This is a genomic window from Kitasatospora sp. NPDC051914 (assembly GCF_040680995.1).
Lineage (GTDB): Bacteria > Actinomycetota > Actinomycetes > Streptomycetales > Streptomycetaceae > Kitasatospora.
The window spans coordinates 145,742-171,851 of sequence record NZ_JBFAXX010000001.1; the positions used below are offsets into that span (position 1 = coordinate 145,742).

General features: G+C 74.7%; 27 protein-coding genes and 5 pseudogenes. 14 read left to right on the plus strand and 18 right to left on the minus strand.

The features are described 5' to 3' along the window. Positions 1-245 precede the first annotated feature (245 nt). A complete protein-coding gene (locus tag AB0M03_RS00690; RefSeq protein WP_363486840.1) occupies positions 246-1,436 on the plus strand; it encodes a UDP-N-acetylglucosamine--N-acetylmuramyl-(pentapeptide) pyrophosphoryl-undecaprenol N-acetylglucosamine transferase in 1,191 nt (396 codons plus the stop codon). Positions 1,437-1,772: 336 nt separating this feature from the next. Here the strand turns inward: AB0M03_RS00690 and AB0M03_RS00695 are convergent, their stop codons facing one another. Then, on the minus strand, positions 1,773-2,117 hold the full coding sequence (locus tag AB0M03_RS00695) for a carboxymuconolactone decarboxylase (protein ID WP_363486842.1): 345 nt from the start codon (positions 2,115-2,117) through the stop codon (positions 1,773-1,775). A 217-nt stretch (positions 2,118-2,334) separates the two neighbouring features. Here AB0M03_RS00695 and AB0M03_RS00700 point away from each other — a divergent pair, with 217 nt between their 5' ends. Together AB0M03_RS00700 and AB0M03_RS00705 are read left to right on the plus strand one after the other, a co-directional pair. Beyond that, entirely contained in the window at positions 2,335-3,012 is a 678-nt protein-coding gene (locus AB0M03_RS00700; protein WP_363486844.1) for a phosphotransferase, read from the plus strand. 188 nt (positions 3,013-3,200) lie between these two features. Beyond that, complete coding sequence (locus AB0M03_RS00705) at positions 3,201-3,668, plus strand: nuclear transport factor 2 family protein (RefSeq protein ID WP_363486847.1); 468 nt, start codon at positions 3,201-3,203, stop codon at positions 3,666-3,668. A 24-nt stretch (positions 3,669-3,692) separates the two neighbouring features. Here AB0M03_RS00705 and AB0M03_RS00710 read toward each other — a convergent pair whose 3' ends face one another. Continuing rightward, positions 3,693-4,244 (minus strand): TetR/AcrR family transcriptional regulator, encoded by a 552-nt coding sequence (locus AB0M03_RS00710; protein ID WP_363486849.1) that lies wholly within the window; start codon positions 4,242-4,244, stop codon positions 3,693-3,695. 74 nt (positions 4,245-4,318) lie between these two features. Between AB0M03_RS00710 and AB0M03_RS00715 the strand changes: the two are divergent. Further along, positions 4,319-4,999: pseudogene (locus tag AB0M03_RS00715) on the plus strand (formylglycine-generating enzyme family protein). Between the two features lie 111 nt (positions 5,000-5,110). Here the strand turns inward: AB0M03_RS00715 and AB0M03_RS00720 are convergent. From AB0M03_RS00720 to AB0M03_RS00740, 5 genes are all read right to left on the minus strand, one after another. Continuing rightward, the gene (locus tag AB0M03_RS00720) at positions 5,111-6,043 is read right to left on the minus strand and encodes a hypothetical protein (RefSeq protein WP_363486851.1); all 933 of its coding nucleotides are present in this window, start codon (positions 6,041-6,043) and stop codon (positions 5,111-5,113) included. Between the two features lie 112 nt (positions 6,044-6,155). Continuing rightward, the gene (locus AB0M03_RS00725; protein ID WP_363486853.1) at positions 6,156-6,677 is read right to left on the minus strand and encodes an AAA family ATPase; all 522 of its coding nucleotides are present in this window, start codon (positions 6,675-6,677) and stop codon (positions 6,156-6,158) included. A 28-nt stretch (positions 6,678-6,705) separates the two neighbouring features. Continuing rightward, positions 6,706-7,335 carry a class I SAM-dependent methyltransferase gene (locus AB0M03_RS00730; protein ID WP_363486855.1) on the minus strand — a complete coding sequence of 210 codons (630 nt, stop codon included), beginning with the start codon at positions 7,333-7,335 and terminating at the stop codon, positions 6,706-6,708. Between the two features lie 179 nt (positions 7,336-7,514). After that, entirely contained in the window at positions 7,515-8,240 is a 726-nt protein-coding gene (locus AB0M03_RS00735; RefSeq protein ID WP_363486857.1) for a DUF2625 domain-containing protein, read from the minus strand. An 83-nt stretch (positions 8,241-8,323) separates the two neighbouring features. After that, positions 8,324-8,608 carry a hypothetical protein gene (locus AB0M03_RS00740; protein WP_363487407.1) on the minus strand — a complete coding sequence of 95 codons (285 nt, stop codon included), beginning with the start codon at positions 8,606-8,608 and terminating at the stop codon, positions 8,324-8,326. Between AB0M03_RS00740 and AB0M03_RS00745 the strand changes: the two genes are divergently transcribed. After that, a complete protein-coding gene (locus AB0M03_RS00745; protein ID WP_363487379.1) occupies positions 8,581-8,730 on the plus strand; it encodes a hypothetical protein in 150 nt (49 codons plus the stop codon). The two genes, AB0M03_RS00740 and AB0M03_RS00745, sit on opposite strands and share 28 nt — an antisense overlap. 16 nt (positions 8,731-8,746) lie before the next feature. Here the strand turns inward: AB0M03_RS00745 and AB0M03_RS00750 are convergent. Then, positions 8,747-9,852 (minus strand): annotated as a pseudogene (locus AB0M03_RS00750) (substrate-binding domain-containing protein); the annotation flags it as partial. 4 nt (positions 9,853-9,856) lie between these two features. Between AB0M03_RS00750 and AB0M03_RS00755 the strand changes: the two are divergent. Both AB0M03_RS00755 and AB0M03_RS00760 read left to right on the plus strand, forming a co-directional pair. After that, positions 9,857-10,060 (plus strand): annotated as a pseudogene (locus AB0M03_RS00755) (Beta-galactosidase C-terminal domain); the annotation flags it as partial. Positions 10,061-10,398: 338 nt separating this feature from the next. Next, positions 10,399-11,064, plus strand: coding sequence for a phosphatase PAP2 family protein (locus tag AB0M03_RS00760; protein WP_363486859.1), 666 nt, complete (start codon positions 10,399-10,401; stop codon positions 11,062-11,064). A gap of 97 nt (positions 11,065-11,161) precedes the next feature. On the opposite strand, the gene AB0M03_RS00765 is transcribed toward AB0M03_RS00760, so the two are convergent. From AB0M03_RS00765 to AB0M03_RS00785, 5 genes are all read right to left on the minus strand, one after another. Continuing rightward, positions 11,162-12,145 (minus strand): NAD-dependent epimerase/dehydratase family protein, encoded by a 984-nt coding sequence (locus AB0M03_RS00765; RefSeq protein ID WP_363487381.1) that lies wholly within the window; start codon positions 12,143-12,145, stop codon positions 11,162-11,164. A gap of 421 nt (positions 12,146-12,566) precedes the next feature. After that, on the minus strand, positions 12,567-13,517 hold the full coding sequence (locus tag AB0M03_RS00770) for a M56 family metallopeptidase (RefSeq protein WP_363486861.1): 951 nt from the start codon (positions 13,515-13,517) through the stop codon (positions 12,567-12,569). Then, positions 13,514-13,900 (minus strand): BlaI/MecI/CopY family transcriptional regulator, encoded by a 387-nt coding sequence (locus AB0M03_RS00775; protein ID WP_363486863.1) that lies wholly within the window; start codon positions 13,898-13,900, stop codon positions 13,514-13,516. The genes AB0M03_RS00770 and AB0M03_RS00775 overlap by 4 nt, the downstream gene beginning before the upstream one ends. Positions 13,901-14,068: 168 nt before the next feature. Continuing rightward, positions 14,069-14,905 carry an undecaprenyl-diphosphate phosphatase gene (locus AB0M03_RS00780; RefSeq protein ID WP_363486865.1) on the minus strand — a complete coding sequence of 279 codons (837 nt, stop codon included), beginning with the start codon at positions 14,903-14,905 and terminating at the stop codon, positions 14,069-14,071. Between the two features lie 113 nt (positions 14,906-15,018). After that, a complete protein-coding gene (locus AB0M03_RS00785) occupies positions 15,019-15,675 on the minus strand; it encodes a TetR/AcrR family transcriptional regulator (RefSeq protein ID WP_363486867.1) in 657 nt (218 codons plus the stop codon). 93 nt (positions 15,676-15,768) lie between these two features. Here AB0M03_RS00785 and AB0M03_RS00790 point away from each other — a divergent pair, with 93 nt between their 5' ends. Both AB0M03_RS00790 and AB0M03_RS00795 read left to right on the plus strand, forming a co-directional pair. Next, positions 15,769-16,713, plus strand: coding sequence for a beta-ketoacyl-ACP synthase III (locus tag AB0M03_RS00790; RefSeq protein ID WP_363486869.1), 945 nt, complete (start codon positions 15,769-15,771; stop codon positions 16,711-16,713). 191 nt (positions 16,714-16,904) lie between these two features. Continuing rightward, complete coding sequence (locus AB0M03_RS00795) at positions 16,905-18,173, plus strand: geranylgeranyl reductase family protein (protein ID WP_363487383.1); 1,269 nt, start codon at positions 16,905-16,907, stop codon at positions 18,171-18,173. A 16-nt stretch (positions 18,174-18,189) separates the two neighbouring features. Here the strand turns inward: AB0M03_RS00795 and AB0M03_RS00800 are convergent, their stop codons facing one another. Next, a complete protein-coding gene (locus AB0M03_RS00800; protein WP_363486871.1) occupies positions 18,190-19,137 on the minus strand; it encodes a squalene/phytoene synthase family protein in 948 nt (315 codons plus the stop codon). A 675-nt stretch (positions 19,138-19,812) separates the two neighbouring features. On the opposite strand from AB0M03_RS00800, the pseudogene AB0M03_RS00805 reads away from it, so the two are divergent. The 3 genes and pseudogenes from AB0M03_RS00805 to AB0M03_RS00815 form a co-directional block, all read left to right on the plus strand. Next, a pseudogene (locus tag AB0M03_RS00805) lies at positions 19,813-20,250 on the plus strand (trypsin-like peptidase domain-containing protein); the annotation flags it as partial. Between the two features lie 213 nt (positions 20,251-20,463). Next, a pseudogene (locus tag AB0M03_RS00810) lies at positions 20,464-21,177 on the plus strand (putative Ig domain-containing protein); the annotation flags it as partial. Between the two features lie 171 nt (positions 21,178-21,348). Next, a complete protein-coding gene (locus AB0M03_RS00815) occupies positions 21,349-22,074 on the plus strand; it encodes a (2Fe-2S)-binding protein (RefSeq protein ID WP_363486873.1) in 726 nt (241 codons plus the stop codon). A 52-nt stretch (positions 22,075-22,126) separates the two neighbouring features. Here AB0M03_RS00815 and AB0M03_RS00820 read toward each other — a convergent pair whose 3' ends face one another. After that, on the minus strand, positions 22,127-22,927 hold the full coding sequence (locus AB0M03_RS00820) for a helical backbone metal receptor (protein WP_363486875.1): 801 nt from the start codon (positions 22,925-22,927) through the stop codon (positions 22,127-22,129). Positions 22,928-22,997: 70 nt separating this feature from the next. Then, positions 22,998-23,138, minus strand: a complete 141-nt coding sequence (locus tag AB0M03_RS00825; RefSeq protein ID WP_363486877.1) for a hypothetical protein — start codon at positions 23,136-23,138, stop codon at positions 22,998-23,000. 233 nt (positions 23,139-23,371) lie between these two features. On the opposite strand from AB0M03_RS00825, the gene AB0M03_RS00830 reads away from it, so the two are divergent. Both AB0M03_RS00830 and AB0M03_RS00835 read left to right on the plus strand, forming a co-directional pair. Further along, entirely contained in the window at positions 23,372-23,653 is a 282-nt protein-coding gene (locus AB0M03_RS00830; protein WP_363486880.1) for a hypothetical protein, read from the plus strand. A 79-nt stretch (positions 23,654-23,732) separates the two neighbouring features. After that, entirely contained in the window at positions 23,733-24,158 is a 426-nt protein-coding gene (locus AB0M03_RS00835) for an Hsp20/alpha crystallin family protein (protein ID WP_363486882.1), read from the plus strand. Positions 24,159-24,231: 73 nt separating this feature from the next. On the opposite strand, the gene AB0M03_RS00840 is transcribed toward AB0M03_RS00835, so the two are convergent. After that, the gene (locus AB0M03_RS00840; protein WP_363486884.1) at positions 24,232-25,212 is read right to left on the minus strand and encodes a hypothetical protein; all 981 of its coding nucleotides are present in this window, start codon (positions 25,210-25,212) and stop codon (positions 24,232-24,234) included. Positions 25,213-25,317: 105 nt separating this feature from the next. Beyond that, positions 25,318-26,040, minus strand: coding sequence for a hypothetical protein (locus AB0M03_RS00845; protein WP_363486886.1), 723 nt, complete (start codon positions 26,038-26,040; stop codon positions 25,318-25,320). Positions 26,041-26,110: the final 70 nt, after the last annotated feature.

The following is a 26,110-nucleotide window of genomic DNA, read 5'->3' on the forward strand; positions in this document are numbered from 1 at the left end:
GGTTGCCGCCCGCCCCGGCCACGGATTCGACCGGGGACGCGGCGAGCCGGGGCCGTCCCCGCCCCGGGCCCTGACGGGCCGTCGACGCCGCGAACGGTGATCGCCCGGGCTGGGCGGCGGAACCGCCGACCGCCCCCACGGCGTCCTCCACCTGCGGCGGAACGGGTGCCGGAAGGCGTCCGCCCGCCCGTCCCCCGCCACCCCGCCCCGGCCGCCCCCGGCCGGGCCCTCGGATCGGAGCCCTCGTGAACCTCGACGCCCACCCCCAGCACGCCGGAGCGAAGCCGTTCCGACTGGTCGTCACCGGCGGTGGCACCGGAGGCCACACCTACCCGGCGCTGACGGCCGTCCGCACCCTGCGGGCCGCCCTCGCCGCCTCCGGCCGGGGCCTGGACGTGCTGTGGGTCGGCACCGCGGAAGGCCTGGAGGCCAAGGTCGCCGCCGCCGAGGGCATCCCCTTCGCCACCGTCGCCACCGGCAAGATCCGCCGGTCCGCCAATCCGCTCAAGCTCGCCTCGCCCGCCAACGTCCGCGACATGTTCCGCGTGCTCCGCGGCATCGTCCAGGCCCGCCGCATCGTCGCCGACTACGCCCCCGACGTGGTCCTCGCCACCGGCGGCTACGTCGCCGTCCCGGTCGGGCGGGCCGCACAGCGCTGCGGCGCCCCGCTGGTCGTCCACGAGCAGACCGTCCGCCTCGGCCTGGCCAACCGGGTGCTCGCCCGCTCCGCCGCCCGCATCGCCGTCTCCTCCGACTCCACCGTGCCGCTGCTGCCCGAGGCGGCCCGCGCCCGAGCCGTGGTCACCGGCAACCCCGTCCGTCCCGAGGTCTTCCACGGCCGGCCGGACAAGGCCGTCGAGGCACTCGGCCTGTACGGCTTCGACCGCAGCCTGCCGACCGTCTACGTCACCGGCGGAGCCCAGGGCTCGCTGCAGATCAACACCGTCGTGCAGGACCTGCTGCCGTGGCTGCTGGAGCGCGCCAACGTCGTCCACCAGTGCGGCGCCGCCCACGCCGACGGCCTGCGGGCCCGCGCCGCGGAACTGCCCGCCCACCTCGCCGGCCGCTACCTGGTCACCCCGTTCGTCGGGCCCGAACTCCCCGACGTGCTGGCCCTGGCCGACGTGGTGCTCTCCCGCAGCGGCGCCGGCACGATCGCCGAACTCACCGCGCTCGGCAAGGCCTCCGTCCTCGTCCCGCTCGCCTCCTCGGCCGGCAACGAGCAGGCCCACAACGCGGGCCACCTGCAGAACGCCGGCGCAGCCGTCGCCCTCCTCGGCGAGGTCACCCCGGACACCCTGCGCACGGCCGTCGAACCGCTGCTCATGGACCCGGCCCGGCGCGCCGACATGGCCCACCGCGCCCGCGCCCACGGCCGCCCCGACGCGGCCGACCGCCTGGTCGACGTCCTGTTGGACGCCGCCACCGGCCGCTAGGGCTACACACACTCCGGTACGGGCGACGGCCGGTCAGAGACCGCCGTCGGCCCGTACCGCGGCGGCCGGGCGCACGGGCACGTGCCGGGACGGACCGGGCGAGGTGACCACAGCGGGCGCGGCCGTGCCGTCGAACGGGTGAAGCCGCGGATCGATCCGGGGCGTGTCCTGAAGGACGAGCGAGTGGTCCACCGGCACAGGACACACCGCGGCCCAGCACCCCCACCCGGTTCCGGCCGGCGCACCGACGGCCCGAAGGCCGCCACCCCGAGGGGTGACGGCCCGTGCCGTGCAGGCTGCGGCCCGGAGGCTGCGGCCCGGAGGGCCTGGGCGGCGTTACTTGCCCATGCCGCCCTGGACCTGCGCCTGCACCTCGGCATCGGCCACTGCGATGGCGATGCCCAGCGCCTCGGCGATGTGACCGGCCGCGGACATGACGCGCGCGGTGCCCACGATCGGGGCCACGGCGACGAGCACGTCCTGCAGTTGGTTCGCGGTCACGTTGGCCTCCACGGCGGGGCCGATGTGCGCGAGGTAGGAGATCGCCGGGGCGTCCATCGCGGCGAGCGCGGCGATCCTGGTGAGGATGAGCATGTTCTCGTCCATCTGACAGCGCTCGATCGAGTCGATCGTCATCGCCGCGAGGGTGTCGAGGACGGGGGTTTCGGACATGGTGGTCATGGTCGGCTGCCCTCCGAAGGGGTGCGGGGCTGGCACGGCCCGAGGCAGGACGCGAGGCATCCGGAAGCCGGGGCCGCTCTGCTGCCGACCCTAGAGCCAGGTCCGCACTCCCGCACCGCGGGCCGATCGCACCCCGGGCGCGGCGCACCGCCCGGCCGGGCGGCCGAAGCGCGAAATCCCCTGCCGGGCTGCGCCCCGGTCAACTACGGTCGTCCGAATGGAGATCGGTGAGTTGATCGGCACGGGGCGGACGGCGGACGTCTTCGCCCTGGACGGGGAGCGGGTGCTTAGGCGCTACCGGGACGGCCTTCACGCGGCCGGGGAGGCCGAGGTCATGGCGTACCTGGGGGAGCGCGGCTACCCGGTGCCGGCCGTGTGGCCCACCGCGAGTGCCGACTCGCTGGTCATGCAGCGGCTCTCCGGCGGCACCATGCTGGAGGCGCTGACCGAGGGGGCGATCACGCCCGAGGAGTGCGGTGCGGTCCTCGCGGACCTGCTGCGGCGGCTGCACGCGATCCCGGCGCAGGCGTCCGCCGACCCGGGGCACCGGGTCCTGCACATGGACCTCCACCCGGACAACGTCATGCTGACCCCGCAGGGGCCGATCGTGATCGACTGGGGCACCGCCACGGAGGGCCCGCCCGGTCTGGACTCGGCGATGGCCGCGCTGATCCTGGCACAGGCCGCCCTCACCGTCCCCGGGGTCGAGGCCGCCGCCCGGGCCGTCCTGGCCTCCCTGCTGCGGCACCTCGGCGGCACCGGGGGAATGCTGCTGGACGAGGCCAAGGCGCGGCGTGCCGCCAACCCGACCATGAGCCGCGAGGAGGTCGCCCGGCTCGACGACGCGATCGCGCTGATCCTGGAGAGCGCCGGGGCCGTCCCCGACCCCGCGTAGGGCGTGGGCCCGCCGCCCCGTGGGAGCGCCACTGCCGCCTTTTTCCGCGAGGTCCTGACCGAACGGGCCTGACGAACACTCGGCTCTCCGATCCGCCGGGCAGGCATGCGCTTGCGGGAGAGCGGTCGTTCTCCTAGGGTGGGGGCACCGGGAGAACGAGCGTTCTCCCCCGGGTTCGGAGGAATGCCATGGGCAAGCGCCCGCCCCTGCCGCCGTTCACCGAGCAGAGCGCGATCGAGAAGGTCCGCCTCGCCGAGGACGGCTGGAACACCCGCGACCCCGAGCGGGTCGCCCTCGCCTACACGGTCGACTCGCGGTGGCGGAACCGCGCCGAGTTCGCCACCGGCCGCGAGGAGATCGTCGCGTTCCTGACCCGCAAGTGGGCCAGGGAGCACGAGTACCGGCTGATCAAGGAGCTGTGGGCGTACGGCGACCACCGCATCGCGGTGCGCTTCGCCTACGAGTGGCACGACGGCTCGGGCCGGTGGTTCCGCTCGTACGGCAACGAGAACTGGGAGTTCGACGACGACGGGCTGATGCGGCGGCGCCACGCCTCCATCAACGACCTGCCGATCGCCGAGGCCGACCGCAAGTACCACTGGCCGCTGGGGCGCCGCCCCGACGACCACCCGGGCCTGAGCGACCTCGGCCTCTGATCCCCGTCCCGGCCGCAGGCGGTGTCAGGCGGTGGCCAGCAGCGCCGCCGCCGCGCCGCGGGCCTGCAGGGCCGCCTCCGGCGAGCCGGTGACGGCGGCGGTGGTCATCGCGCCCTCCGCGAGCAGGAAGAGGGGATCGACCAGCGACTGCGGCCGGCCCGCCTGCCGCAGCAGCCCGGCGAGGTAGTCCCGCAGGGCCGCCTTGTGGGCGCGGACGACCTCGGCCGCGGCCGGGTCGGTGGCCCCGATCTCGGCGAAGGCATTGATGAACCCGCAGCCGCGGAAGTCCGGTTCGCCGAACCAGCCGTGCAGCCAGTCGAAGACGGCGAGGATACGGGCGTCGCCCTCCGGCCGGGCGTCGGCGTACCCGGTGAGCGCGGCGAGCCAGCGGGCGTCGCGGCGCCGCAGGTAGGCCAGTACGAGATCGGCCTTGGACGGGAAGACCTGGTACAGCCGCTTCAGCGAGACGCCCGAGGCGGCACGGATCTGGTCCACGCCGACCGCCTGGATGCCCCGCCCGTAGAACAGCTCCTCCGCCGCGTCCAGCAGTCTGGTCTCCGCCTCGCCCTGGTCCATGGCCTCCCCCAACCGTCAGAGAACGTTCGCTCTCCACCGAGCTTACGCCCCGCCTCCCGTAGGATCGGCGGATCATGGACGCGAAGGTGGGCATCGAGATGATCCCCGTCCCGGCGGGGCGGGTCGTGCTGTCGGACCGGCGGACGCAGCGCAGTTGGCCGGTCGAACCGGCGCCCTACGAGCTGGCCGCCGTGCCGGTCACCCAACGCCTGTACGCCGAGGTCACCGGCCTGCGGCCGAGTGCCGCCCAGGGGGAGCGGCTGCCGGTCGAGGGCGTCTCCTGGTGGGACGCCGTCCGGTTCTGCAACGCCCTGTCCTAGCGCGAGGGCCTGGCGCCCGCCTACCGCCTGGTCGGCGAGACCGACGACGGCACCGTGGAGTGGGACACCACCACCGACGGGTACCGGCTGCCCACCGAGGCCGAGTGGGAACACGCCTGCCGGGCCGGCACCGGAGGCCCGCACTACGCCCCGCTCGACGAGATCGCCTGGTACCGCGGCACCTCCCAGGAGCGCCTCCACGAGGTGGGCGGCCTGCGCCCCAACGCCTGGGGCTTCCACGACATGCTCGGCAACGTCTGGGACTGGTGCTGGGACGTGTACGACGCCGAGGTCTACGGCGACTACCGGGTGCTCCGCGGCGGAGGCTGGTTCGACGAGCACTGGAGCTGCCGGGCGTCCGCCCGCCGCCGCAGCCACCCCACCTTCACCGTCGACGACGTGGGCTTCCGCCTGGCCCGCTCGCTCCCCGCCTGACCGCCGCCGCGCCCCCGAGGCTCGGAAGGACTCCATCCGGGTCCGCTCCTCCGCCGTCGGAGCCACCCGGCCTGACCGGCGGTCCTGAGCCGCGCAGACCCTCGATCCGCGTCAAGCTTCGATACGAAGCCAGGTGTCGCCGGCACGGAGCCACAGGGAGCCGTCGCGTCCCTGGCCGCAGCGCATGACCACCCGGCCGGGAACCCGGATCCTGCGCCGGTCGGTCACGCTCCAATCGGCGCCGACCAGTTCGGCGCGGACCACCTCGGTCGATCGACGGTTGTGCTCGCGCTTGGTCAGGACCGCACGGTTGCCGCGCACAGCGAACCCGTCCGGGGCGTGCACAGGGCTGCGCCGGCTGGTCGCCTCGCCCGTGGAAGGCGTGATCCGGGTCAGGAACGTGCCCCCACGGCTGCTGCCGGAGTACCAGACCAGCCACACTCGGTCTCCTTCGGTGGCGGAGGTGCAGCCCTGCAAAGGCGTGTCGGGGAGACGGCCTCCCGGCGCCCACGTCACCCGGCCGTCGGCACTCCATCCGGCAAGGCCGGCTGCCGACTCCGGATGGCCGCCGTACATCCCTTCGCCGCCGTAGGCCGTCCAGATCGACCCACTCCGATCCGTCATCAGAACCGTTATGTCGTCACCGATGCAGAAGGTGCTCTCCTGGTTGCCCTCCGGAGACCGCACCACGGCGTTCGGCGGCCACAGGCCCGTGTCATCCCTGAACGTGCGGCCGCTTGCCATGAGAAGGCGCGAATCAGGGAGAAGCGCGATGTGACCGGGCCGGTCCTGCACGTCCATGACCATCCGGCGCTCCACCGATCCGTCCGTCCGGCGGATCACCAGCACTCCGTCGAACGGGACGTCGGGGCTCCGTCCGACCCAGCCCTTGACGTAGCGGCTCCGGCGGAGGTGCCGTCGATGCACCAGCAGAACGGCGAGCTCTCCTGCGGGACCGGCCGTCCACCACAGCGGGCACCACCCCGCCCGGCGGTCGGCAGCGGGCGGCCTCCAGACCTTCTGCGTTCCAACGACCGTCGACACCGCATCCCCCTCACGACCGCAGCACCCGAACGTCGGCGCTGCCGAGGGGAGTGTAGGGGCGCCGGGACCAGCCCCCTGCCCGACGATGCCTGTTTCGCGTGGCGGGTGGACCTCAGCTCCTGACGGCCTCCGCGACCCGCAGGGCGGCCTGGGCGGGCGTGAGATGCGTGGTGTCGACGACCTCGGCCTCGCCGTGCAGCCAGGTGCGGGCCGCCTCGGCGTAGGGCTCGAGGTATTTGAGACGGAATGGGGAGGGGCCGAGAAGAGTGTCCCCCTCGATGCGCGCGCGGAGGGTGTCCTGGTCGGCGTGGAGGACGAAGTGCCGTACCGGGATGGCATGTCGGGCGAGGCCCGTGCTGATCTCGCGCCAGTACTGCTCGACCAGGACGGTCATGGGCATCACCAGAGTGCCGCCGGTGTAGTCGAGTACGCGGCGGGCGGTCTCGACCACGAGCTGCCGCCACGGCGGCCAGTGCTGGAAGTTGTCCGTCCCGGGCAGTCCCGGTGTGATGTCCATGAGCGTCTCGCCGACCTTCTCGGCGTCGAACACCCGTGAATCCGGGATCAGTGGTTGCACGAGTGCACTGGTCGTCGTCTTGCCTGCGCCGTGGGTGCCGTTGAGCCATACGATCATGGGGCCCGATACTAGGGCCGGGCAAGACCTACGAGCGGCGGGCCAGCAGGTGGGCGTCGAGGAAGCCCCGTTCGGAGGCCGGGTCGTGGAGCAGCCGGGCGAAGGGAACGAACCCGGCGCCGGCCAGCAGTTCGGCGAGGCGATCCACCGGCCAGCTGTAGGCGGGCGTCACCTTGTGGTCGAACCGGACCGGCTCCGGCCCGTCGGTCCCGAAGAAGGAGACCAGGATCAGGCCGCCCGGTGCCAGGACGCGTGCCTGCTCGGCGAGCAGCTCCGGCAGTTCCCCCGGCGGGGTGTGGATCATCGAGTAGTGGGCCAGTACGCCGCCCAGCGCGCCGTCCCCGACCGGCAGGGACTCCATCCGAGCCTCCTGGAAGCGCAGCGCCGGATGGGCCCGCCGGGCGTGGTCGACCATGCCGGGGGAGAGGTCGAGTCCGAAGGCGTCCAGGCCCAGTTCGCGCAGCATGGCCGTCAGGTGTCCGGGCCCGCACCCGACGTCCGCTGCCCGCGGGTTGCCCGTCGCGTGCACCAGTTCGGCGAAGGTGCCGATCATGGCCCGGGCGAACGGCTGCTTCTCCAACCGGTCTGCGAACAGCGACGCGTACAGCTCGACGACCCCGTCGTAGGCCGCCCTGGTCTCGTCCTGATGATCCGGCACAGGAAGGACTCTAATGGGCCCTGGTGCTGTGCGGGCCGCGGGAACGGACACGGCGGAAATCCGGTACGGCTTCGGCGTTTCTCGGGGTGGCGCCGACCACCGGGATCAGGCGTCACCTGTCTCGAAGAGCCGCAGTCGGTTGACTGCGGCATGATCGCCCCTGCGGCCGCGGGCCCGGCTCACACCTCGCCGAGGAACCCCGGATCGGCAGGGCCCATCTGCCGTGCGAAGTCGACCGCCACGCCGAGGACCTCACGCATCGGCACGGCCTTCCGAGTCGTCGCCGCCAGGTCGGCACGGGCCTGCTCCGACCAGAGGAACGGATAGACGGCGATCCCCTGCGAGAGGGCCAGCGCCGCGCTCTCCTCGCGCCAGCCGGGCCACCGCAGCCCTTCGTAGAACGCCTCCGGGCCGTCCGACAGCAGCCACGAGACCCAGGCGGAGTGGCCGATGTCCAACGCCTCCCACTCCAACGTGTCCGGAGCGAACCGGGTCATCTGCCCCGGAGCCCCGGGGCGGCCCTCACCCGCGGGGTCGTGGCCGTTCAGCGCGAACACTCCGCCCAGGACGTCGTGCCCGACGACCAGACCCGTCGCGGGGTGCCAGGCGGGATCGAACGCGGAAGGGAACCGGTTGACCTGCGCCAGACCCGGCAGGCCGCCGACCGCCTCCGAGCCTCCGCCGAACACCCGCACCCAGCCGTCGTCGACGACCAGGCCGCCGCAGTGCAGTGCCAGGGCGCCGAGCGTCGATCGCGCGGTGACCTGCATCTGCACCAGGCACCGGCGGCCCTCCTCGTGGTCGACGGGCAGGACCCGTACGGGCACGCTGCTCGCCGCGCACGCCGCCTCGATGTCCGGCCACGCCGGGTCGTCCACGTTGACCAGCTGATCGATCGTTCGCATCCGAGCATGATCCCAGCTGCTCCCGGAGCCCCGACCGTGGGGCCGGTGCGCCGGCGTGCGGCAGGGCCGGAGCTGCTGCGGTGTCAGGCCGGGGCGGAACCGGGGCAGCTGCCGTCGGGGTCGACGGCGGTGGTGACGCGGCGCCCGATGTCGCGGAGCCGGCGCTGCTGTGCCCTGGTGAGGGGGTCGAAAACCAGGCGGCGTACCTCGGCGACGTGGCCGAGGGCGGTGGCGACCACCTTGCCCCAGCCGGACGGGGTGAGCAGGGCCAGGGTGTAGCGGCCGTCCTCGGCGTCGCACCGGTGCTGCCGCCTGGGTGGCCCTCGGCCCGGCGCTGACCATGGTCGGCGCAGCCGTCGTCCACGCACGCCGCAAGGAGTACCCGGGCATCGCCGTCAACGTGGTGCTGCTGGCGCCGGCCGTCGCAGTGGCTTGGGGACGCTTCGGCCCCCAGGCCTTCCGACCCGGGGTCTTCCCGGGGTGCCGATGAGGGGCACCCACGTGTCCTAGGCCGAGGCGCGGACCACCAGTTCGGTGGGGAGGATGACGGTCGGGGCGGTCTCGCCGGCGATCTGGGCGAGCAGCGGGCGGACCGTCTCGCTGCTGATCCTGTCCCAGGGCCGGCGGACGGTGGTCAGCGGCGGGCGGGTGGGCAGGGCGGCGGGGGAGTCGTCGAAGCCGCCCACCGCGACGTCCCCGGGCACCGAGCGGCCTGCCCGGTCGAGGGCGGTCAGGGCGCCGTCGGCCATCAGGTCGGGGGCGACGAACAGCGCGTCCAGGTCGGGGGCGGCGGCCAGCAGTCCGGTGGTGGCGGCCTCGCCGCCGGCCCGGCTGTAGTCGCCGTACGCCACCAGCCGCTCGTCGTACGGGAGGCCGTACTCCTCGAGGACCTCGCGGTAGCCGAGCAGGCGTTCGACGCCGCCGGGGTGTCCTGCGGGCCGGCCACGGTGGCGATCCGGGTGCGGCCGGACTCGGCGAGGTGGCGGACCATGTCCTTGGCGCCCTCGCGGTCGTCCGCGGCGACGCAGGTGACCCGGCCGCGCCGGCCGAGCGGCTTGCCGCAGCAGACCATCGGGATGCCGGCCTCCCGGAGGTGCTCGATCATCGGGTTGCCGCGGTGCGAGGAAACCAGCAGGACGCCGTCGACGTGCCCGGCCGCCAGGTAGCGGGTGATCCGGCGGCGCTCGGCCTCGTCCAGCAGGAAGTAGCCGGGGCTGACGGTCGGCAGGTAGAGGAAGCCCCACAGCAGCGAGGCCACGATGCCCGGCACCGCGTACGGCAGGAAGATCGCGAGGCGGGAGAAGGCGTTGAGCCGTACCCGGGGGGTGTCCAGCAGCAGGGCGAACAGCAGGGCCGCACCGAGCACGGCGGGCACCAGCAGGGCGCCGTACAGCAGGGTGCGCCCGGAGCCGGAGAGCAGCTCCGGGTCGGTGAGGGCCGAGGTGTAGTTGGACAGGCTGGCCCAGACCTCGGTGCGGGCGTGCGAGCCGAGGCCGAGGCCGAGGCCCTTGACCTTGACGGCGCGAACGCTCAGGTAGAGGGCGTAGCCGATCGGCAGCGCGAAGAACAGCGCGAGCAGCACGACGGCGGGGGCGGGGAAGGCGTACGGCGCGAGGCGCCGGGCGGGGCGGGCGCTGCCCCGCGACGTGGAGGTGGTCGAGCGGGTCGGCGAACTCGGCCGCTACCTGTTCGCGGTGAACCACAGCGGCACGGACGCCCGCGTCCCGCTGCCGGGCGACGGCATGGAGCTGCTCACCGGGCTGCAGGTCGGCGGCGTGCTGGACGTCCCGGCGGGCGGTGTGCGGGTGGTCCACCTCTGAAGCGGAGGTACTCCACCCGCCCCGTCGCGCGCCCCCGCCAGGCATCGTCTACATTGACGTAGACGATGCCTGGCGACATGCGGCACGCCCGCCCGGGGAGAGGTACGGCCCGAATGTCCACGTCCACCGACCGTGCGCCGGACGCCGGATCACTGCCCGGCGCCACGCAGCTGCGGCGCCCCCAGCAGAACCGGCCGGCCCGCGAGAGTGCCGAGCGGGAGCCCGCGGGGCGGCCCGGCCCGCGGCCTGCACGGCCTGTGCGGCCGGGGAACCGGGGTCTCCGGTGGCCCGCACCGCCGCCCGAACGGGGGCGGGAGCGGCGCGCTCCGGCGGCCGCGGTGGTTCTTCTCGGCGCGTGGACCGCCTTCGCCGTACTGGCCGTCGTCGTCGCCCTCCACGGATCGGCCCCTTTCGGCTGGGAACAGCAGACCGTGCAGTGGGCGGGCGGCCATCGCCCCGGCGCAGCCCGGGCCACCGCCGGGGTCGTCACCTCCCTGGGCACGGCCGCCGTCCCCTGGGCGGCGGCACTCGCGGCGGGCCTGCTCGTCGCCCGCCGGGCCCCCGCCGACCGGCGGCTGCTCCTCGCCGTCACCCCGCTGCTCTGGCTGCTCGCCGGACAGCTGCTGCGGACCCTGCTGATGCACGGCATCGGCCGGCCACGACCGCCGACGGCCGGATGGGCCGTGCCCGCGAGCGGCTTCTCCTTCCCGTCCGGCCACACCTTCACCTCGGCCACCGCCTTCGGCCTCCTCGCCTGGGCCCTCGGCCGCGACCTGGCGTTCCGCGGGTACGGGCGCACCTTCCGCCGCCGCTGCACGGCCGCCCTCGCGGCCCTCGCCGTCCTGGTGGGCCTGAGCCGGGTGTACCTCTCCGTGCACTGGCCGCTTGACGTCCTCGGCGGCTGGCTCCTCGCCACCGGCTGGCTCGCCCTCGGCGCCCTGCTCCTCGTCCGCCCCCGCGCCCGCCGCCGCACCGCGGAGCCCGAACGCATCCGGGCACCCTGAACCCGGCGTTCGACCGTCGGCCCGGCGCGCGGTCCGGAAGAGGCCTCGGACGGGTTGCGGGGCGCGCTCCAGGACACATGCAGCAGGGGACCGGCCGTCAGCCGAGGGCGTCGAGCAACTCGCGCTCGCGCTGAGTGCCGAGGCCGGCACGTCTCGTCCGGTTCAGACCCTGCTCGCGTTCCCAGAGCAGTGTGTCGGCCAGCAGCTCCGCCCGGGGCCGATGGCGCAGCCCTGCGGCGCGCGCCGCAGACCCGTCCCGGGCGGAGAACCCCTCCCAGCCCGGTTCGACCAGCCACATCGGCAGTGACCCGGCACCCATGTACTCGGCCACGCCGTTCTTGAGCAGCCATGCCGAGTCGGCGGTGACCACCGGACCGGTGTGCCCGCCGACGGCGCGGGACAGCTCGATCCACTCTCCGAACGGAACGACCGGACCGACAGCGTCGTACGTGCCGGTGGTCCCCGTCTCCGCGGCGTCGAGCAGCCAGGCGGTGAGGTCCCGTACGTCGATCGTCTGGGTCGGCATGTCCGGTGCGTCGGGAACCAGCATGGGCCCTCGCGGGTCGCGTGCGGCACGGGCCACCCAGTAGCCGGAGCGTCCGCTGTGATCCCCCGGGCCGCCGATCAGGCCGGCGCGTGCGACGAGGAGGCGGTCGCCCACAACGGCCGTCGACGCCCGTTCGCAGGCGACCTTCGCCTCGCCGTACAACGCGCGGTCGACCTCGCTCCGGTCGGTCGGAGCAAGCAGGGCCGCGGACTCGTCCGCGCCCGGCGCGGCGTGGGAGGCGTAGGCGCTGACGGAGGAGACATAGGCCCAGTGCCCGGCCCGGCCGCCCAGTGCGTCGAGCGCCTCACGAACGAACCCCGGCTGCCACGACACCTCGACGACCGCATCCCATTCGCGCTCGAGCAGGGGTGCGTACGCCGAAGGATCGCGCCGGTCGGCGGCCACCAGCGTCGCTCCGTCCGAGACCTCTCCGCTTCCGCGAGCCAGGCACGTCACCCGATGACCGCGCTCGATCGCCTGTCGCGACAGCTCCCGGCCCACCCACGCCGTTCCGCCCAGAACCAAGATCTCCATTCCGACACCCAAGCACCGCGAACACGAGCGCCCGGTCGGGTTCGCCGACAGCGGATCCGGAACAGCCGCCGACCGGCCGGCGGCCCCCATGCACAGCACATCCAGCCTGCCGATCGGCGACGGGCGTGCGTTGCGAGCCAGGCCGCATGGCGACGCATCCGGGCCAGGTCGTCCGGGAAGCAGTCCTCCCGGTCGTGGTCCGGACGGATCCAGGTCGCCGGCCGGCCGCTCTCGGCGGTGAGCGGCACGGCGCGGTCGACACGTGCGGCGTACGACAGTCCGAGCGTGGCCGTCCACCCGGGGCGGTACGAGCGGATCGCGGCCGTGGCCGGCCACGGCTCTCCGCGGACGGGGCGCTGGTCCTGCCCGGCCGGGTGGAGCAGCTCGGCACGGTCGGGGGCCGAACGGAGTGTCCGTCGTCTCAGCGGGAGAGGGGTGCGGTGCTCTCCTGGCCCTGTTCGACGTACTCGTGGAGGTCGTAGGCGGAGCCGAGGCCGGCGGCGGTGGAGATGCCGACGACGGCGAGCAGGCCGGCCACGACCAGGTGGAGGACTCGGCCGCGCGGGGCCCGCGGCGGTGGGGCGAGCAGGGCGGCCACCCGCTGCGGCACCGGGCCGGCGTGGGCGGCGGGGAGGGCTGCACCGCGTGGTCCGGGGCCGCGGCGTGCGGTGGCGGCGAGGGCGCCGCGGGCGACGGCCCGGGCGGTCAGCGGGCGGTCGCCGACGGTGCGGGCGGCGTCTTCGTCGGCCCAGCGTTCCAGGTGGAGGTCGAGCGGGGCGCGCAGCCGGCGCAGTGCCGGGTGGGCGGCGGCGGCCACGTGGACGGTCCGGGAGAGTAGGTGGTGGCGGCCGGCCAGGTGGGCGCGTTCGTGGGCGATCAGGGCGCGCTGCTCCTGCGGGCCGAGTGCGTCGAGCATTCCGGAGGTCACCACCACGCGGCCCGGGCGGCCGGGCAGGGCGAAGGCCTCGGGGGCGGGGTCGTCGACGACGACGGTGTCGCCGTCCACGGGCAGTCCGGCGACGGTGCGGCGGGCGGCGGTCAGCTGGGTGTGCTGGGCGGCGAGCGCGCGTCCGCCGGAGACGGTGACCGCGGCCAGGGCGACCCCGGCGGCGACGGCGACGGGGACGGCCGCGGGGGAGGTGGCGGCGAGCCAGGCGAGCGGCAGCCGTCCGGCGGCGGCCAGCCAGGGCAGGTGGAGCAGCCCGGCGAGGACGAGGACGGCCAGGCCGGTCACGGCCCCGGCGGCCAGTACGGCGGCGCAGCCGGCGACGGCGAGGGCGGCCCAGCGCGGGGTGAGCCGTGCGGCGAGCGCCCGGGCGGCCGGTGCGGCGAGCCAGGGCAGACCGAGGGCGACCAGGGCGAGGGTGTTCACGGCCGTTCCGCGGTGCCGTCGGCGCCAGCGAGCAGGTGGCGCAGCAGGGCCTCGTCGCCGGGGCTGAGGGTGGAGACGAAGTGGCGCAGGACGCTGCCGCGGTCCTCGCCCTTGCTGAGTTCGCTGTGCATGCGCGAGGCGACGATGCCGGAGGCGTCCTGGGCGGCGGCGTAGACGTAGCCGCGGCCCGCGCGTTCGCGGTGCACCAGGTCCTTCTCGTGCAGCCGGGTGAGGATGGTGGTGACGGTGGTGCGGGCGAGGGCGCCGCCGAGCGCGTCGTTGACCTGGCCGGGGCTGAGCGGGCCGTCGGCCGCCCACAGCACTTCGAGCACGTCGGTCTCCAGCTGCCCGTGCTGGCGTCTGGTGGCTGCGGCGTCGGTCATCGCCGGTGTGTCCCCTCTCCCCGTGCGGCCGCGGGCGGCGCGGTGGCCGGCGGCCGGGTTTCCAGGCTAGTCGGTGGTGTGCCCGCCCCGGGCGGGGCGGAACGGGCTGCGGGCGGCCTCCCGCCTTTCGGGGGTGGCCGCCCGCGGGTGCCGGGTCGGGTGCGGCGGTCAGGCGTTCAGGACGCCGGTGCCGAGCAGGCCGAACAGCAGGACGCCGACGGCGATCCGGTAGAACACGAAGGCGTTGAAGGAGTGCTTGGCGACGTACTTGAGCAGCCAGGCGATGGAGGCGTAGGCGACCACGAAGGAGACCGCGGTGCCGACGATCAGCGGGAGCGGGTCCACGCCGGCGCCGAGGGCGTCCTTGAGTTCGTAGATGCCGGCGCCGGTGAGCGCCGGGATGCCGAGGAAGAACGAGAGCCGGGTGGCGGCCACCCGCTCGAGGTCGAGCATCAGGCCGGCCGACATGGTGGCGCCGGAGCGGGAGAAGCCGGGGAAGAGCAGGGCGAGGATCTGCGCCGAGCCGACGATCATCGCGTCCTTGAGGCCGGTGTCGTCCTCACCGCGCTTGAGCCGGCTCATCCGGTCGGCCGCCCACATCACACCGCTGCCGACGATCAGCGAGCCCGCCACCACCCAGAGCGAGGCGAGCGGTCCTTCGATCAGCGGCTTGGCGGCGAGGCCGACGACCACGATCGGGACGGTGGCGTAGATGACCCACCAGGCGAACTTGTAGTCGTGGTGGTACCGCTCCTCCTTGTTGACCAGGCCGCGGCCCCAGGCGCGGACGATCCTGGTGATGTCCTTGAGGAAGTAGAGCAGCACGGCCGCGATGGCGCCGACCTGGATGACCGCGGTGAAGCCGACGACGGACTTGTCGTCGACCGGGATGCCCATCAGCCCTTCGGTGATCTTCAGGTGGCCGGTGGAGGAGATGGGCAGGAACTCCGTCACCCCTTCCACGATGCCGAGGACGACGGCTTGACCGACGGTGATCACGCTCACGTGGACCCTTCCCGGAACTTCCCTGCGGACGGACCTGCGCCCGCGCGTCTACGGGAATGTAGACGGCGGAGGGCTGCCGGGTCCACCCGGGGGCGTGTCGGTCCGGCGTGTCGTTACCGGGCGGCCGGGGCGGCGGCAGCGGCAGGGTTGCGGGCGGGGGCCGGGGCGGGGTCGAGCATGCGGTCCAGGGCCCGGCGGGTGCGGTCGGCGGCGTCGGCGGAGCCGAACAGCTGGAGCTCCTGGTTCAGCGCCAGGTAGAGGCCGCCGAGCTCGTACGCGAGCTGCTCCGGGTCGGTGCCGGCGGGAAGGGTGCCGTCGGCGGCCGCGGTGCGCGCCTCGGCGGCGAGCCGGCGGCGCCAGAGCCGCAGCAGGCGGCCGACCGCGTCGTGCACCGGGCCGCCGCGGGCGTCGAACTCCACCGCGGCGGTGGTGAACAGGCAGCCGCCCGGGAAGACCTCGCGCTCCGTCTCCAGGTAGGTGATCCACGCCTCGCAGAGCGCCCGCAGCCGGGGCAGCCCCGGGGGCTCGTGCTGCGCGGGCTCCCAGACCGTACGGGAGAAGACGGCTGCGGCGCCCTCCAGCGCGGCGAGCTGCAGCGCCTCCTTCGTCCCGAAGTGGCCGAGCACCCCGGCCTTGCTCATGCCCAGGTCGGCGGCGAGGCGGCCGATGGTCAGCCCCTCCAGACCGTCGACGGAGGCCAGTGCGATGCCGTGCGCCACGATGCGCTCCCGCGTCCTGCGGGCCTCGGCGACGGACTTGCGTGGGCTCATGCCGCCCATGCTATCCGGGTGCCGCCATTTAGCGTCCGACCGATCGGTTGCTATATTCCCGGCATCCGTCGCCGAGCCGAGGAGAGACCAGCCGTGCCGGGAAGCCGCATCACCGCCCTGGGCCACCACCAGCCCGACCGCGTCCTGACCAACGACGACCTGGCCGCCGTCGTCGACACCAGCGACGAGTGGATCCGCCGCCGCACCGGCATCGCCACCCGGCGCATCGCCGGCCCCGACGAGTCGGTCACCGACCTGGCGGCCGCCGCTGCCGGCAAGGCCCTCGCCGCAGCCGGACTGGACCCGTCCGACATCGGCCTCGTCACCGTGGCGACCTGCTCCGCCGTCGACCGCTGCCCCTCCATCGCCGCCCAGGTCGCCGCCCGCCTCGGCATCCCCTCCGCCGTCGCCTTCGACCTCAACAACGGCTGCGCCGGGTTCTGCACCGCCCTCGCCTGCGCCGACCACGCCCTGCGGGCCGGCGCCGCCCGGCACGCCCTCGTGATCGGCGCCGAGAAGATGTCCGACGTCACCGACTGGACCGACCGCAGCACCTGCGTGCTGCTCGGCGACGGTGCGGGCGCCGCCGTCCTCAGCGCCGCCGAGGACGCCGGCATCGGGCCCGTCGCCTGGGGCTCCGACCCCACCCGCGGCAACGCCGTCCGGCTCGTCGACGAGTGGCAGCCGCGGTTCGCCCAGGAGGGCCAGGCCGTCTTCCGCTGGGTCACCGGCGAACTGCCCGACATCGCCCGACGCGCCTGCGAACTCGCCGGCCTCACCCCCGCCGACCTCGTCGGCGTGGTCACCCACCAGGCCAACCTGCGCATCATCGAGGCCCTCGTCCGCCAACTCGACCTGTCGCCGGACGCGGTGGTCGCCCAGGACGTCGTCGAGTCGGGCAACACCTCCGCCGCCTCCGTCCCGCTCGCCCTGTCCAAGCTGGTGCAGCGGCGCGAACTCCCGCCGGGCGCCCCCGTCCTGCTCCTCGCCTTCGGCGGCGGCCTCTCCTGGGCCGGACAGGTCGTCAGCTGCCCGTAGCCCGCCCCGGCCGGACCGACCCGGCGGCATCCCGCCGGGTCGGTCCCGAACGAGTGAGGGCAGGGCACCCCGGGGGTGGGTAGGGATGAAGCGTCCGTCAGATGCATCGGCGCCCCCAGGAGGAGACAGTGACGCCACCGGCGCAGAACCCGCCCCCGCCGCAGACCTCCGCAACGGCCGACCCGCCCGCCGTGGAGGAGGCCGAGGTGATCGTCGTCGGCGCCGGGCCCGCCGGGGCGTCCGCCGCCGTCCACCTGGCCCGGGCCGGCGTCGACGTCCTGCTGCTGGAGAAGAGCCGCTTCCCCCGCGACAAGGTCTGCGGGGACGGCCTGACGCCGCGCGCCGTACGCCAACTGCTGCGCATGGGCATCGACATCGACGCGCCCGGCTGGAACCGCTCCCGCGGCATGCGGTGGGTCTGCGGCGACCGCCAGGTCGTCATCGACTGGCCGGACCTCGGCCGCTTCCCCGACTTCGGCCTCACCCGCAGCCGCCACGACTTCGACGACATCCTCGCCAACCACGCCGCCGCCTCCGGCGCCCGCCTGCGCACCGAGGTGAAGGCCACCGGCCCGCTCACCGACCGGGCCGGCCGGATCACCGGCGTCAGCGCCGGCGCCGGGCCCGAGGGCCGGCCCGTCGAGTACCGGGCACCGCTCGTCGTCGCCGCCGAGGGCGCCTCCGCCCGGACCGCCCTCGCCATGGGCCTCGACCGCGACCCCAGGCGGCAGCTCGCCACCGCCGCCCGCCGCTACTACCGCAGCCCCGAGCTGTCCAAGGACGAGTACCTGGAGCTGTGGGCCGACCTGCGCTGCCCGCGCACCGGCCGCGACCTGCCCGGATACGGCTGGATCTTCCCGCTCGGCGACGGCCGGGTCAACGTCGGCCTCGGCGCGCTCCCGCACCGCAACCACGGCGCGGTCGACCTGCGCGCCACCCTCGACCAGTGGCTCGCCCGGCTGCCCCGCGACTGGGGGCTCACCGAGGAGAACGCCGACTCGCCGCTGCGGAGCGCGGCCCTGCCGATGGGGTTCAACCGCCACCCGCAGTACGGCCGCGGCCTGCTGCTGGTCGGCGACAGCGCCGGCATGATCAGCCCCTGGAGCGGCGAGGGCATCGCCCAGGCCATGGAGGCGGCCGAGATCGCCGCGGAGACCGTGGCCCTCGCCCTCACCCGGGCACCGGGGCAGGGGCGCGAACACGTCCTGCGGCGCTACCCGGAGGAGATCCGGCGCCGCTGGGGGCGCTACTACCGGCTCGGCAACACCGCCGCGGACCACCTGTTCAGCCGCTTCGGCTACCGGCCGCTCCTCAACGAGCACGTCATGGCCAGGCCCGGCCTGGTCGGCTCGCTGGCCAGGCTGCTGACCGAGCTGATGGACGATCCACCGCGGGACGTCGCCGACCACATGCTGCGCACCGTCCTCCGGATGGTCCCGGCGGCCCGCCGCAGACGCTAGTGTCCTGCACCGCGAATCACGAGGGAACCACCAGGGGCGCGTGGGCCGTGGCCCGGTCGTGGGCGAGTTCACGGGGGTCGGGGCGGCGGGCTGCGGCGAGGGTGGCGAGCAGGGCCCACGGCGAGTCGCGTACGGGGCCGCGTGCGACCGCGGCGCCGGCCCGGCGGACGGCCTCCAGGCGGCGGCGGGCCAGCCGCAGGGCCATCCGGCTGAGCGGGCGGTACTCGGCGGGGACCTCGAGGATCGCGTCGGCCAGGCCCAGGGCCTCCTCGGCACGGTCGGCCTGGTCGGCCACCAGCGCCGCCGCGCCCGCGCTGCGGCGGCCCGCCGCGAGGTCCTCGCGCGTCACGCCGTGCTCGCGCATGGCCTCCTCGGGGAGGTAGAGCCGGCCGTCGCGGAGGTCGCGGGACAGGTCGATCAGGAAGTCGAGCCGCTGCCAGGCGTCGGCCAGCGCCCGTCCGGCAGCGGTGTACCGCTCGTCGCCGCCGCCGATGTGCACCAGGCCGGCCGTCAGCATGGTGAACGGCCAGGACAGCCGGTCGATGTACGCCTGGTAGTCCTGCTCGGTGCCGAAACCGGTGAAGGACAGGTCCGTCCGGGCACCGGCCAGGTAGGACTCGATCCAGTGCACCGGCAGCCGGCGCAGCCGTGCGGAGTGGACGAACGCCCGGGCCAGCGGCTGCCCGCAGGCCTCGCCCGCCAGGGCGGCGCGGACGTCCTCCTGCCAGCGGGCGAACCGGTCGGCTCGCTCCTGCGGCGCACCGAGGTCGCACAGGTCGTCGGTGAAGCAGGCGAACGCGTAGCCCGCCACGGCGTGCGGCTGGTAGGCGGGCACGCCGAGCAGCCGCACCGCCGAGAACAGCGCGGGCTCCCGCCCGAGCAGGAAGCGGCCCGCCGCCCGGTAGTCCTCGATCCGCTCCTCGCCCACGCCCGCCTCGACCAGGCAACGCCTCCACCGGTACACCCGTACACCTCTCCACCTGTCGCACTCGAACGCACCCATGATCGGTGAGGGTGTCCGGTCGCGCTGACACCGCCCCTCCGTTCCGCCCGTCCGCGGTGGCCCCGGCCGGGCCGCGCCGGCGGTGTCCGGACGCCCCGGACGGGCGATCGTTTCCGGTCAATCTCGTGTCGGTGGGCGGGGGTTGCGCCGGGGAGCGCCGACCGGGCGGCGCGGAGCTGGACCGGGAGGCGCGCCGAAGGACGGCGGCGCTGCTCGCGCCGGCCCGGCGGGGACGTCCGGGCGGGTCTGGGATGTGGCGGCTGGGCCGGAGTCGTCCGGTTATGGCGCCCGTACCGGTGTGGCCGTATCCGACAGGTCGGGCGCCGTCCCGGGGCGGCGGCGAACGGCCTTTCCGGGAAGCACCGTTGACCCCCTTGAAGCGGCCATGGCAGTTTCGTGCGGCTCGGTCGCGCGCAACCGGTCGCGTGTCCGGCACATCCCCCACAAGGAGACCCCATGTTCAAGGGACTCGCCGCCGCCGTCGGCGCGGTCGCGGTCGCCGCCGGCACGCTGACCGCTGCCGCCACGCCGGCCCACGCCGTCCAGGCGGGCGATCTGACCTCCACCATCGCCCTGAGCAACTGCTCGGCGTCGCTGGTGCGTTACCCCTCGTCGGTCGACACCGACCGGGCCATGATGCTGACCAACGGGCACTGCCTGCCGACCATGCCCGCCGCCGGTGTGGTGATCCAGAACCAGACCGCCAGCCGCAGCGGCACCCTGCTCAGCTCCTCCGGCTCCTCGCTCGGCACCGTCCAGGCCGACAAGGTGCTCTACGCGACCATGACCGGCACCGATGTGGCGCTGTACCAGCTGACCGACACCTTCGCCTCGATCAGCAGCAAGTTCGGCGCCACGGCGCTGACCATCAGCGACACCCACCCGGTCGACGGCTCCGCGATGTTCATACCCTCCTCGTACTGGAAGCAGGTGTGGAACTGCTCGGTCAACGGGTTCGTCCCGACCCTGCGCGAGGACGAGTGGACCTGGCACGACTCGATCCGCTACAGCTCGGGCTGCAACACCACGCACGGCACCTCCGGTTCGCCGATCGTCGACGCCGCCACCAAGAAGGTCGTCGGCATCAACAACACCGGCAACGACGACGGCGCGATGTGCACCCTCAACAACCCCTGCGAGGTGGCCGCCGACGGCACCACCACCGCCACCAAGGGCCAGAGCTACGGCGAGCAGACCTACTGGTTCACCACCTGCCTGGGCACCGGCCGGGTCATCGACCTCAACGTCGCCGGCTGCCTCCTCACCAAGCCGGCCGGCTCGACCGCCGTCACGGTGACCAGCCCCGGCAACCAGACCACCGCCGTGAACGGCACCGCCAACCTGCAGATCTCGGCCTCCGGCGGCACCGCGCCGCTGACCTTCACCGCCACCGGCCTGCCGACCGGCCTGTCGATCAGCAGCTCCGGCAGGATCACCGGCACGGCCACCACCGCGGGCACCTACAACGTGACCGTGACCGCCAAGGACGCCGCCAACAGGACCGGCTCCACCAGCTTCACCTGGACGGTCTCCGGCACCGGCAGCTGCGTCCCGGCCCAGCTGCTCGGCAACGCCGGCTTCGAGACCGGCACCGCCGCCCCCTGGACCACCAGCAGCGGCGTCGTCGACAACTCGGCCTCCCAGGCCGCCCACTCCGGCTCCTGGAAGGCCTGGCTGAACGGCTACGGCTCCACCCACACCGACAGCGCCTCGCAGACCGTCACCATCCCGGCCGGCTGCAAGGCCACGCTGAGCTACTGGCTGCACATCGACACGGCGGAGACCACCACCTCCACCGCGTACGACAAGCTCACCGTGACGGTCAACGGCACCACGGTCGCCAGCTACTCCAACCTCAACAAGGCCACCGGCTACAGCCAGAAGACGGTCGACCTGTCCTCCTACGCGGGCCAGTCGGTCACCCTCAAGTTCAACGGCACCGAGGACTCCTCGCTGCAGACCAGCTTCGTGATCGACGACACCGCCATCCAGACCGGCTGACGCCGACACACCGAGAACGGACGGGCCCGGCCGCACACCCAGCGGCCGGGCCCGTCCCGTGCCCGCGGGTCCGGGTGACCGTCCTGGGCGACCGTTCGCGGGCGTGGCATGCTCGTCGGCGGACCGGGTGCCGCCGGTGCCCGTTGCCGACCGTTGGGAGACCCCGCCGAGATGACACTGCTGGAGCAGGTCGGCCGGATCGGGCCGTACTTCGCCGTGCGGACCGGCTCGGCCGGGGCCGGGCCGCCGGCCGGGTTCCGGCCGCTGCGGGAGCTGTACGACGGCGGGCCGGACGGTCCGCTGGCCGCGCGGATCGCGGAGGTCGCCCGGCGGATGGGCACCGCGGAGCCGCGGGTGGCGGCCTCCACCGTCCACCTCGGGCTCGCCGCCCGGCTGTGGTCCGTGGCGCTCGGTACGGCGGCGCTCGGCGCAGCCGTACCGGACCTGCACCCCGACCGGGCCCACTGGGCGCTGCCCGCGGAGGGCCCGCTCGACCTCTGGCTGCCGTACCCGGTGGCCCTGTCCGACGGGCCGCCGGCGGACGCCCTCCACCGGGCGGTCATCACCGAGAACCTGGCCCCGCTGACGGCGGCCGTCCGCGCCGTGACGCCGGTCGCCGAGCCGCTGCTGCACGGCAACACGGCCTCCGCCCTGGCCGGGACGCTGAAGGTCCTGGCCATGACGCCCGCCCTCCGGCGCACCCGCGCGCTGCCCGCCGCCGAGGCGCTGGTGCGGGACCTCCTCGACCGCCCGCCGCTGCGCGGGACGGGTACCCTGTCGGCGCCGGGGGAGCCGTTCGCGTTCCGGCGCACCTCCTGCTGCCTGTACTACCGGGCGCCCGGCAGCTGGGTCTGCGGCGACTGCGTCTTCGACCGGCCGCCCGCACGCCGCCGCTGAGGGCCGTTGCGGCGCGGTGCCGCCGGGCGCCTCCCGCGGTCGGTCGCCGCGGTCAGGTGCCGTGGGCCTCGGCGGCGGCCAGTTGGGCGGCGAGCAGCCCGGGAGCCTCCACCAGGGACGGCCCGTACCAGGTGAGATGGCGCCCGCTCACCAGCGCCGCCGGCACACCGGGGAACGCCTCCGGCCCGTCGGTCGCCGAGAACCGGTACGGCTCGTCCGGCAGCACCGCCAACTCGGGACGGGACGCCCTGAGTTCGTCGATCGGTACGGCCGGGTAGCGCTCTGCGTGGTCCGCGTACAGCTGGTGCACGCCCAACCTGCGCAGCAGGTCGCCGGCGAAGGTGTCGCGGCCCACCACCATCCACGGGCGGCGCCAGATCGGCACCACCGCCCGCCGCGGCGGCCCGGCCGGCGCCGGCACGGCGGCCCAGGCGCGGCGCGCCTCCGCCAGCCAGGGCGGGGCGGGCAGGGCACAGGCGCCGGTCAGCAGCCGTTCCAGCGAGACGAAGGCCTGGTCCAGCGTCCTGACCTCGGTGACCCAGACGGCCAGCCCGGCCCCGCGCAGCGCGGTGAGGTCGGGAACGCGGTTCTCCTCCTCGTTGGCGACCACCAGATCGGGCCGCAGCGCGGCGATCGCGGCGGTGTCCGGATTCTTGGTGCCGCCGATCCGTGCCACGTCCAGCCCGGCGGGATGGCTGCACCAGTCGGTGGCGCCGACCAGCAGCCCCGGGCGGGTGACGGCGATCGCCTCGGTCAGCGAGGGCACCAGCGACACCACCCGGCGGACCTCGCCGAGCCGCACCACGGCCCCCAGGTCGTCGGTGAGCGTCCGTACGGCTGGCGCTGGTGACATGGGCACGGGCATGGGCTCACCGTAGCCGAAGGGGCTGCCCCATCAGGGGTGCGGGCACTGCGCGCGGCGCTCAGTCCTCCGCGGGACCGTCCGCCACCCGGTGCGTCCGCGTCCACTCCTCGCCGCACCGGCACGCCCACTGCTCCACGAGTTCGCCCTCGCCGCCGACGGCGATCCCCTGGCGCAGCCGGACATGGACGTGTGTGCTCATCGGCGATCGGGCTCCTTCGTGCATGGTGCAGGGACGGGTGCCGACATCCTCACCGCCCGACGCCCCGGACGGAAGGCCGCACCGCCCCGGTCCCACCTGGCGAGACCCCGTCCGGGGCGCACCGACCGGCTGATCCCCAGCCCGTGCCCGGCCGGCCGGGTGCTGCCAGGCTGGAAGGAGCGGCCGGCCGGGGAGGCGGTGGACCGGGCCGGGCCGTGCACCGAGGAGGACCGATGACCACCAGCGCCCCCGACCGGCTGTCCGCCCACTACCACCACGACGACGGGCCGCGGCGCGCGGACTTCGACCGCGCCCTGGGCCGCTACCTGCGCGGCCACCACGACCCGTGGGACGTCACCCCGCTCCTGGAGGCCCTCGAGCGCCTCGGCCGCGACGTCGACGACATCACCCTCACCCTGGAGCGGGAAGCCGACGGGGCCCTGACGGCCACCCTCCGCTGCGCACTGGAGCCCACGGAGGCGGCCGCGGCGCGCCCGACCACCGGCACCGCATGACCCGGCGGCCGCTGCCGGAAGCGGCTCCGCGCCGGAGGTGTCTACCGTGGAGGGAAGAGCACTCCGCAGGGAGGCAGTCATGGCCAACGAGCTGCGCCGAAGGTTCCCGTTCTCCTCGCACCGTCCGGCGATACCCGACTGGTTCGAGGACATGGCGATGCGGATGTCGCCCGGCGAGCACATGATCCGCATCGAGGAGTCCGAGGAGGGCGGCGTCTACCAGGTCCGCGCCGAGCTGCCCGGCATCGACCCGGACAAGGACGTCTCCGTCACCGTCGAGGACGGCCTGCTCACCATCCACGCCGAGCGCGTCGAGGAGGAGAAGGAGAAGCACCGCTCCGAGTTCCGGTACGGCTCCTTCACCCGGACCGTCCAGCTGCCCGCCGGCGCGTCCGAGACCGAGGTCACCGCCGGTTACGAGAACGGCGTGCTGACCGTACGGGCGCCGATCGCCCCGCAGCCGGACAAGCCCGCCCGCAAGATCGAGATCACCCGCACCACCTGACACGGTCGACCGGCCGACGGCGGGGCACCCGGTCGAGGGAGGTCCCGCCCCGGCCGGCGGAGGCCCCTCGCGGCTACTGGAGGTTCAGCCGGAAGGGGTGCGAGCCGTCGACCGGGCAGGTGAACACCCGCAGTTCTCCGAAGCGCCCCACGTTGAGGTGCGGGTCGCCGCCGCTGTCCAGGGTGAGCAGGAGGCGCATGGCGGCGCCGCAGTCGCATTCGACGGGGACCAGGTCGGTCTGGTGCCAGCTCGGCCAGCCGCCGACCTTCCAGCCCGGGCGGCAGGCGAGACCCCGGTGGAACTCGACGCCGTGCTCCTCGGCCCAGGCCTCGCCGGTCTCGTACAGCTCTGCCGGGAGCTCGTCCGGGTCGGGCAGTTCGGCGATCCGGACGGGTGCCACCGTGCAGGGATGCGGCAGATAGCCGCGGTCGGCGCGGTCCGGCCGGGGCGGCGGCACCCGGTGCTGCCGGGCCGCCGGCGACGCGCGGAAGCGCAGGTCCACGGCAGGCCCCCGGTAGCCCGGCTGTGCGGGCTGCTCGGCATGGTCGTTGGGGCACCACAACAGCTGCAGGACGTCCGTGCCGGACGGCCACGGGACGCCGGGGACGTCCCGGGCGAAGAGCTGCACCACGGGCACCATCGGGACACCGCTGCCGGTCGTGTCCGGCACCCTCCGCACCCGCTCCCAGGCGATCAGATCGAGGACCCCGGCGCCCGCCATGATCCGTGCCTGCTCGGCGGCGTCCTCGGTGGACAGCCGGTACGGCCGGTCGGGGTGCCGCACGTGCCACTCGCGCCGCTCCCGGTCGATCCGCAGACAGGTCTCCCGCTCCCGGTCGGTCAGTTTCTCCCGGGTCTCGACCAGGTGCGCGGCCGTGCACAGCGGCCACTCCTCCCCGGCCGGCCACAGGAGCGGGCCGCCGACCGAGCTGTCCTCCCGGACCGGTGCGCCCGCCTTCGGACGCAGCAGTGTCGCCGCCCGGAGATGGCCGGCGAACGCGGGTATCTCGGACAGCAGCACGGCGACACCGGCGTCGGATCTCCTGAGGGCCAAGGGTGGGCCTCGCTCTCGTGAGTGCGCTGGTGCGGAGGTGATCCGCCAGGAGGATCGTGGCACAGCGCCCGCCCGCCTCCGCCGACCGCCGACGGCGACACGGGCTCAACCGGTCGCGGGCCGGGCCCGTTCCGCCAGCAGCCGGGCCGTGTCCAGGAGTTCGGCGGCACGGCGGGCGGAGCGCCGGGCCCCGGCGGTGAGCCGGGCGTACAGGCCGTACAACTCGTGGCGGACGAGGGCGGGGACGGCCGGCGCGTCCTGCAGGGCCGGCGGGAGGAGGGCGAGGGCGCCCTCGACGTCGCCGGCGCACAGCAGGCAGTCGGCCGTCCGCACCGCGAACAGCAGCCGGGCCGACGGCAGCTGCTGCGGGCCGAGGAGACGCAACGCGGTGCAGGCGGCATCGGCGGCGAGGCGGGCGAGCCGGGGCTCGCCGGTGGCCGCGGCGAGGTCGCGCAGGGCGGCGGCCGCGCCCGCCTCGACCCGGATCTGCATCGAGGCGATCGACAGCCAGGGGGCGTCCGCCGTGTCGTCCTCACCGATGTGGTCCACGTGCAGGCGGGCACGGGTGAGGTGCCGCACGGTCTCGCGGACGTCGCCGGTCGGAGCCTGGGCACGGGCCATGCCGATCCGGGCCATGGCGCCCGCCCAGTGCCGGTCGGGTGCCGCCCGGCCGATGGCGCCCGCGCAGCCGAGGGCGGTACGGGCGTCGCCGTCCAGCCTGGCGAGGGTGCTCATGTCGCTGAGCGCGGCGACCTGGGTGGCGGGATCACCGGCCAGTTCGGCCCAGGCGAAGCAGGCCATCGCGGTGGCCGCACGCCCGCTCTGCATGCGCAGTGCGCCGGCGGCGTGCGCGTGTTCGGCGGCGAGCCTCAGCAGCGGCCGGCGACGCAGGCCGGCG

What these genes read in the sequence shown, in the direction of transcription:
- AB0M03_RS00815 (WP_363486873.1), top strand. Translation starts at nt 21,349, where the DNA reads ATGACACTGCTGGAGCAGGTCGGCCGGATCGGGCCGTACTTCGCCGTG.
- AB0M03_RS00835 (WP_363486882.1), top strand. Translation starts at nt 23,733, where the DNA reads ATGGCCAACGAGCTGCGCCGAAGGTTCCCGTTCTCCTCGCACCGTCCG.
- AB0M03_RS00820 (WP_363486875.1), bottom strand. Translation starts at nt 22,927, where the DNA reads ATGTCACCAGCGCCAGCCGTACGGACGCTCACCGACGACCTGGGGGCC.
- AB0M03_RS00825 (WP_363486877.1), bottom strand. Translation starts at nt 23,138, where the DNA reads ATGAGCACACACGTCCATGTCCGGCTGCGCCAGGGGATCGCCGTCGGC.
- AB0M03_RS00745 (WP_363487379.1), top strand. Translation starts at nt 8,581, where the DNA reads ATGGTCGGCGCAGCCGTCGTCCACGCACGCCGCAAGGAGTACCCGGGC.
- AB0M03_RS00700 (WP_363486844.1), top strand. Translation starts at nt 2,335, where the DNA reads ATGGAGATCGGTGAGTTGATCGGCACGGGGCGGACGGCGGACGTCTTC.
- AB0M03_RS00785 (WP_363486867.1), bottom strand. Translation starts at nt 15,675, where the DNA reads ATGAGCCCACGCAAGTCCGTCGCCGAGGCCCGCAGGACGCGGGAGCGC.
- AB0M03_RS00830 (WP_363486880.1), top strand. Translation starts at nt 23,372, where the DNA reads ATGACCACCAGCGCCCCCGACCGGCTGTCCGCCCACTACCACCACGAC.
- AB0M03_RS00705 (WP_363486847.1), top strand. Translation starts at nt 3,201, where the DNA reads ATGGGCAAGCGCCCGCCCCTGCCGCCGTTCACCGAGCAGAGCGCGATC.
- AB0M03_RS00845 (WP_363486886.1), bottom strand. Translation starts at nt 26,040, where the DNA reads ATGCAGAGCGGGCGTGCGGCCACCGCGATGGCCTGCTTCGCCTGGGCC.
- AB0M03_RS00775 (WP_363486863.1), bottom strand. Translation starts at nt 13,900, where the DNA reads ATGACCGACGCCGCAGCCACCAGACGCCAGCACGGGCAGCTGGAGACC.
- AB0M03_RS00735 (WP_363486857.1), bottom strand. Translation starts at nt 8,240, where the DNA reads ATGCGAACGATCGATCAGCTGGTCAACGTGGACGACCCGGCGTGGCCG.
- AB0M03_RS00695 (WP_363486842.1), bottom strand. Translation starts at nt 2,117, where the DNA reads ATGACCACCATGTCCGAAACCCCCGTCCTCGACACCCTCGCGGCGATG.
- AB0M03_RS00725 (WP_363486853.1), bottom strand. Translation starts at nt 6,677, where the DNA reads ATGATCGTATGGCTCAACGGCACCCACGGCGCAGGCAAGACGACGACC.
- AB0M03_RS00765 (WP_363487381.1), bottom strand. Translation starts at nt 12,145, where the DNA reads ATGGAGATCTTGGTTCTGGGCGGAACGGCGTGGGTGGGCCGGGAGCTG.
- AB0M03_RS00710 (WP_363486849.1), bottom strand. Translation starts at nt 4,244, where the DNA reads ATGGACCAGGGCGAGGCGGAGACCAGACTGCTGGACGCGGCGGAGGAG.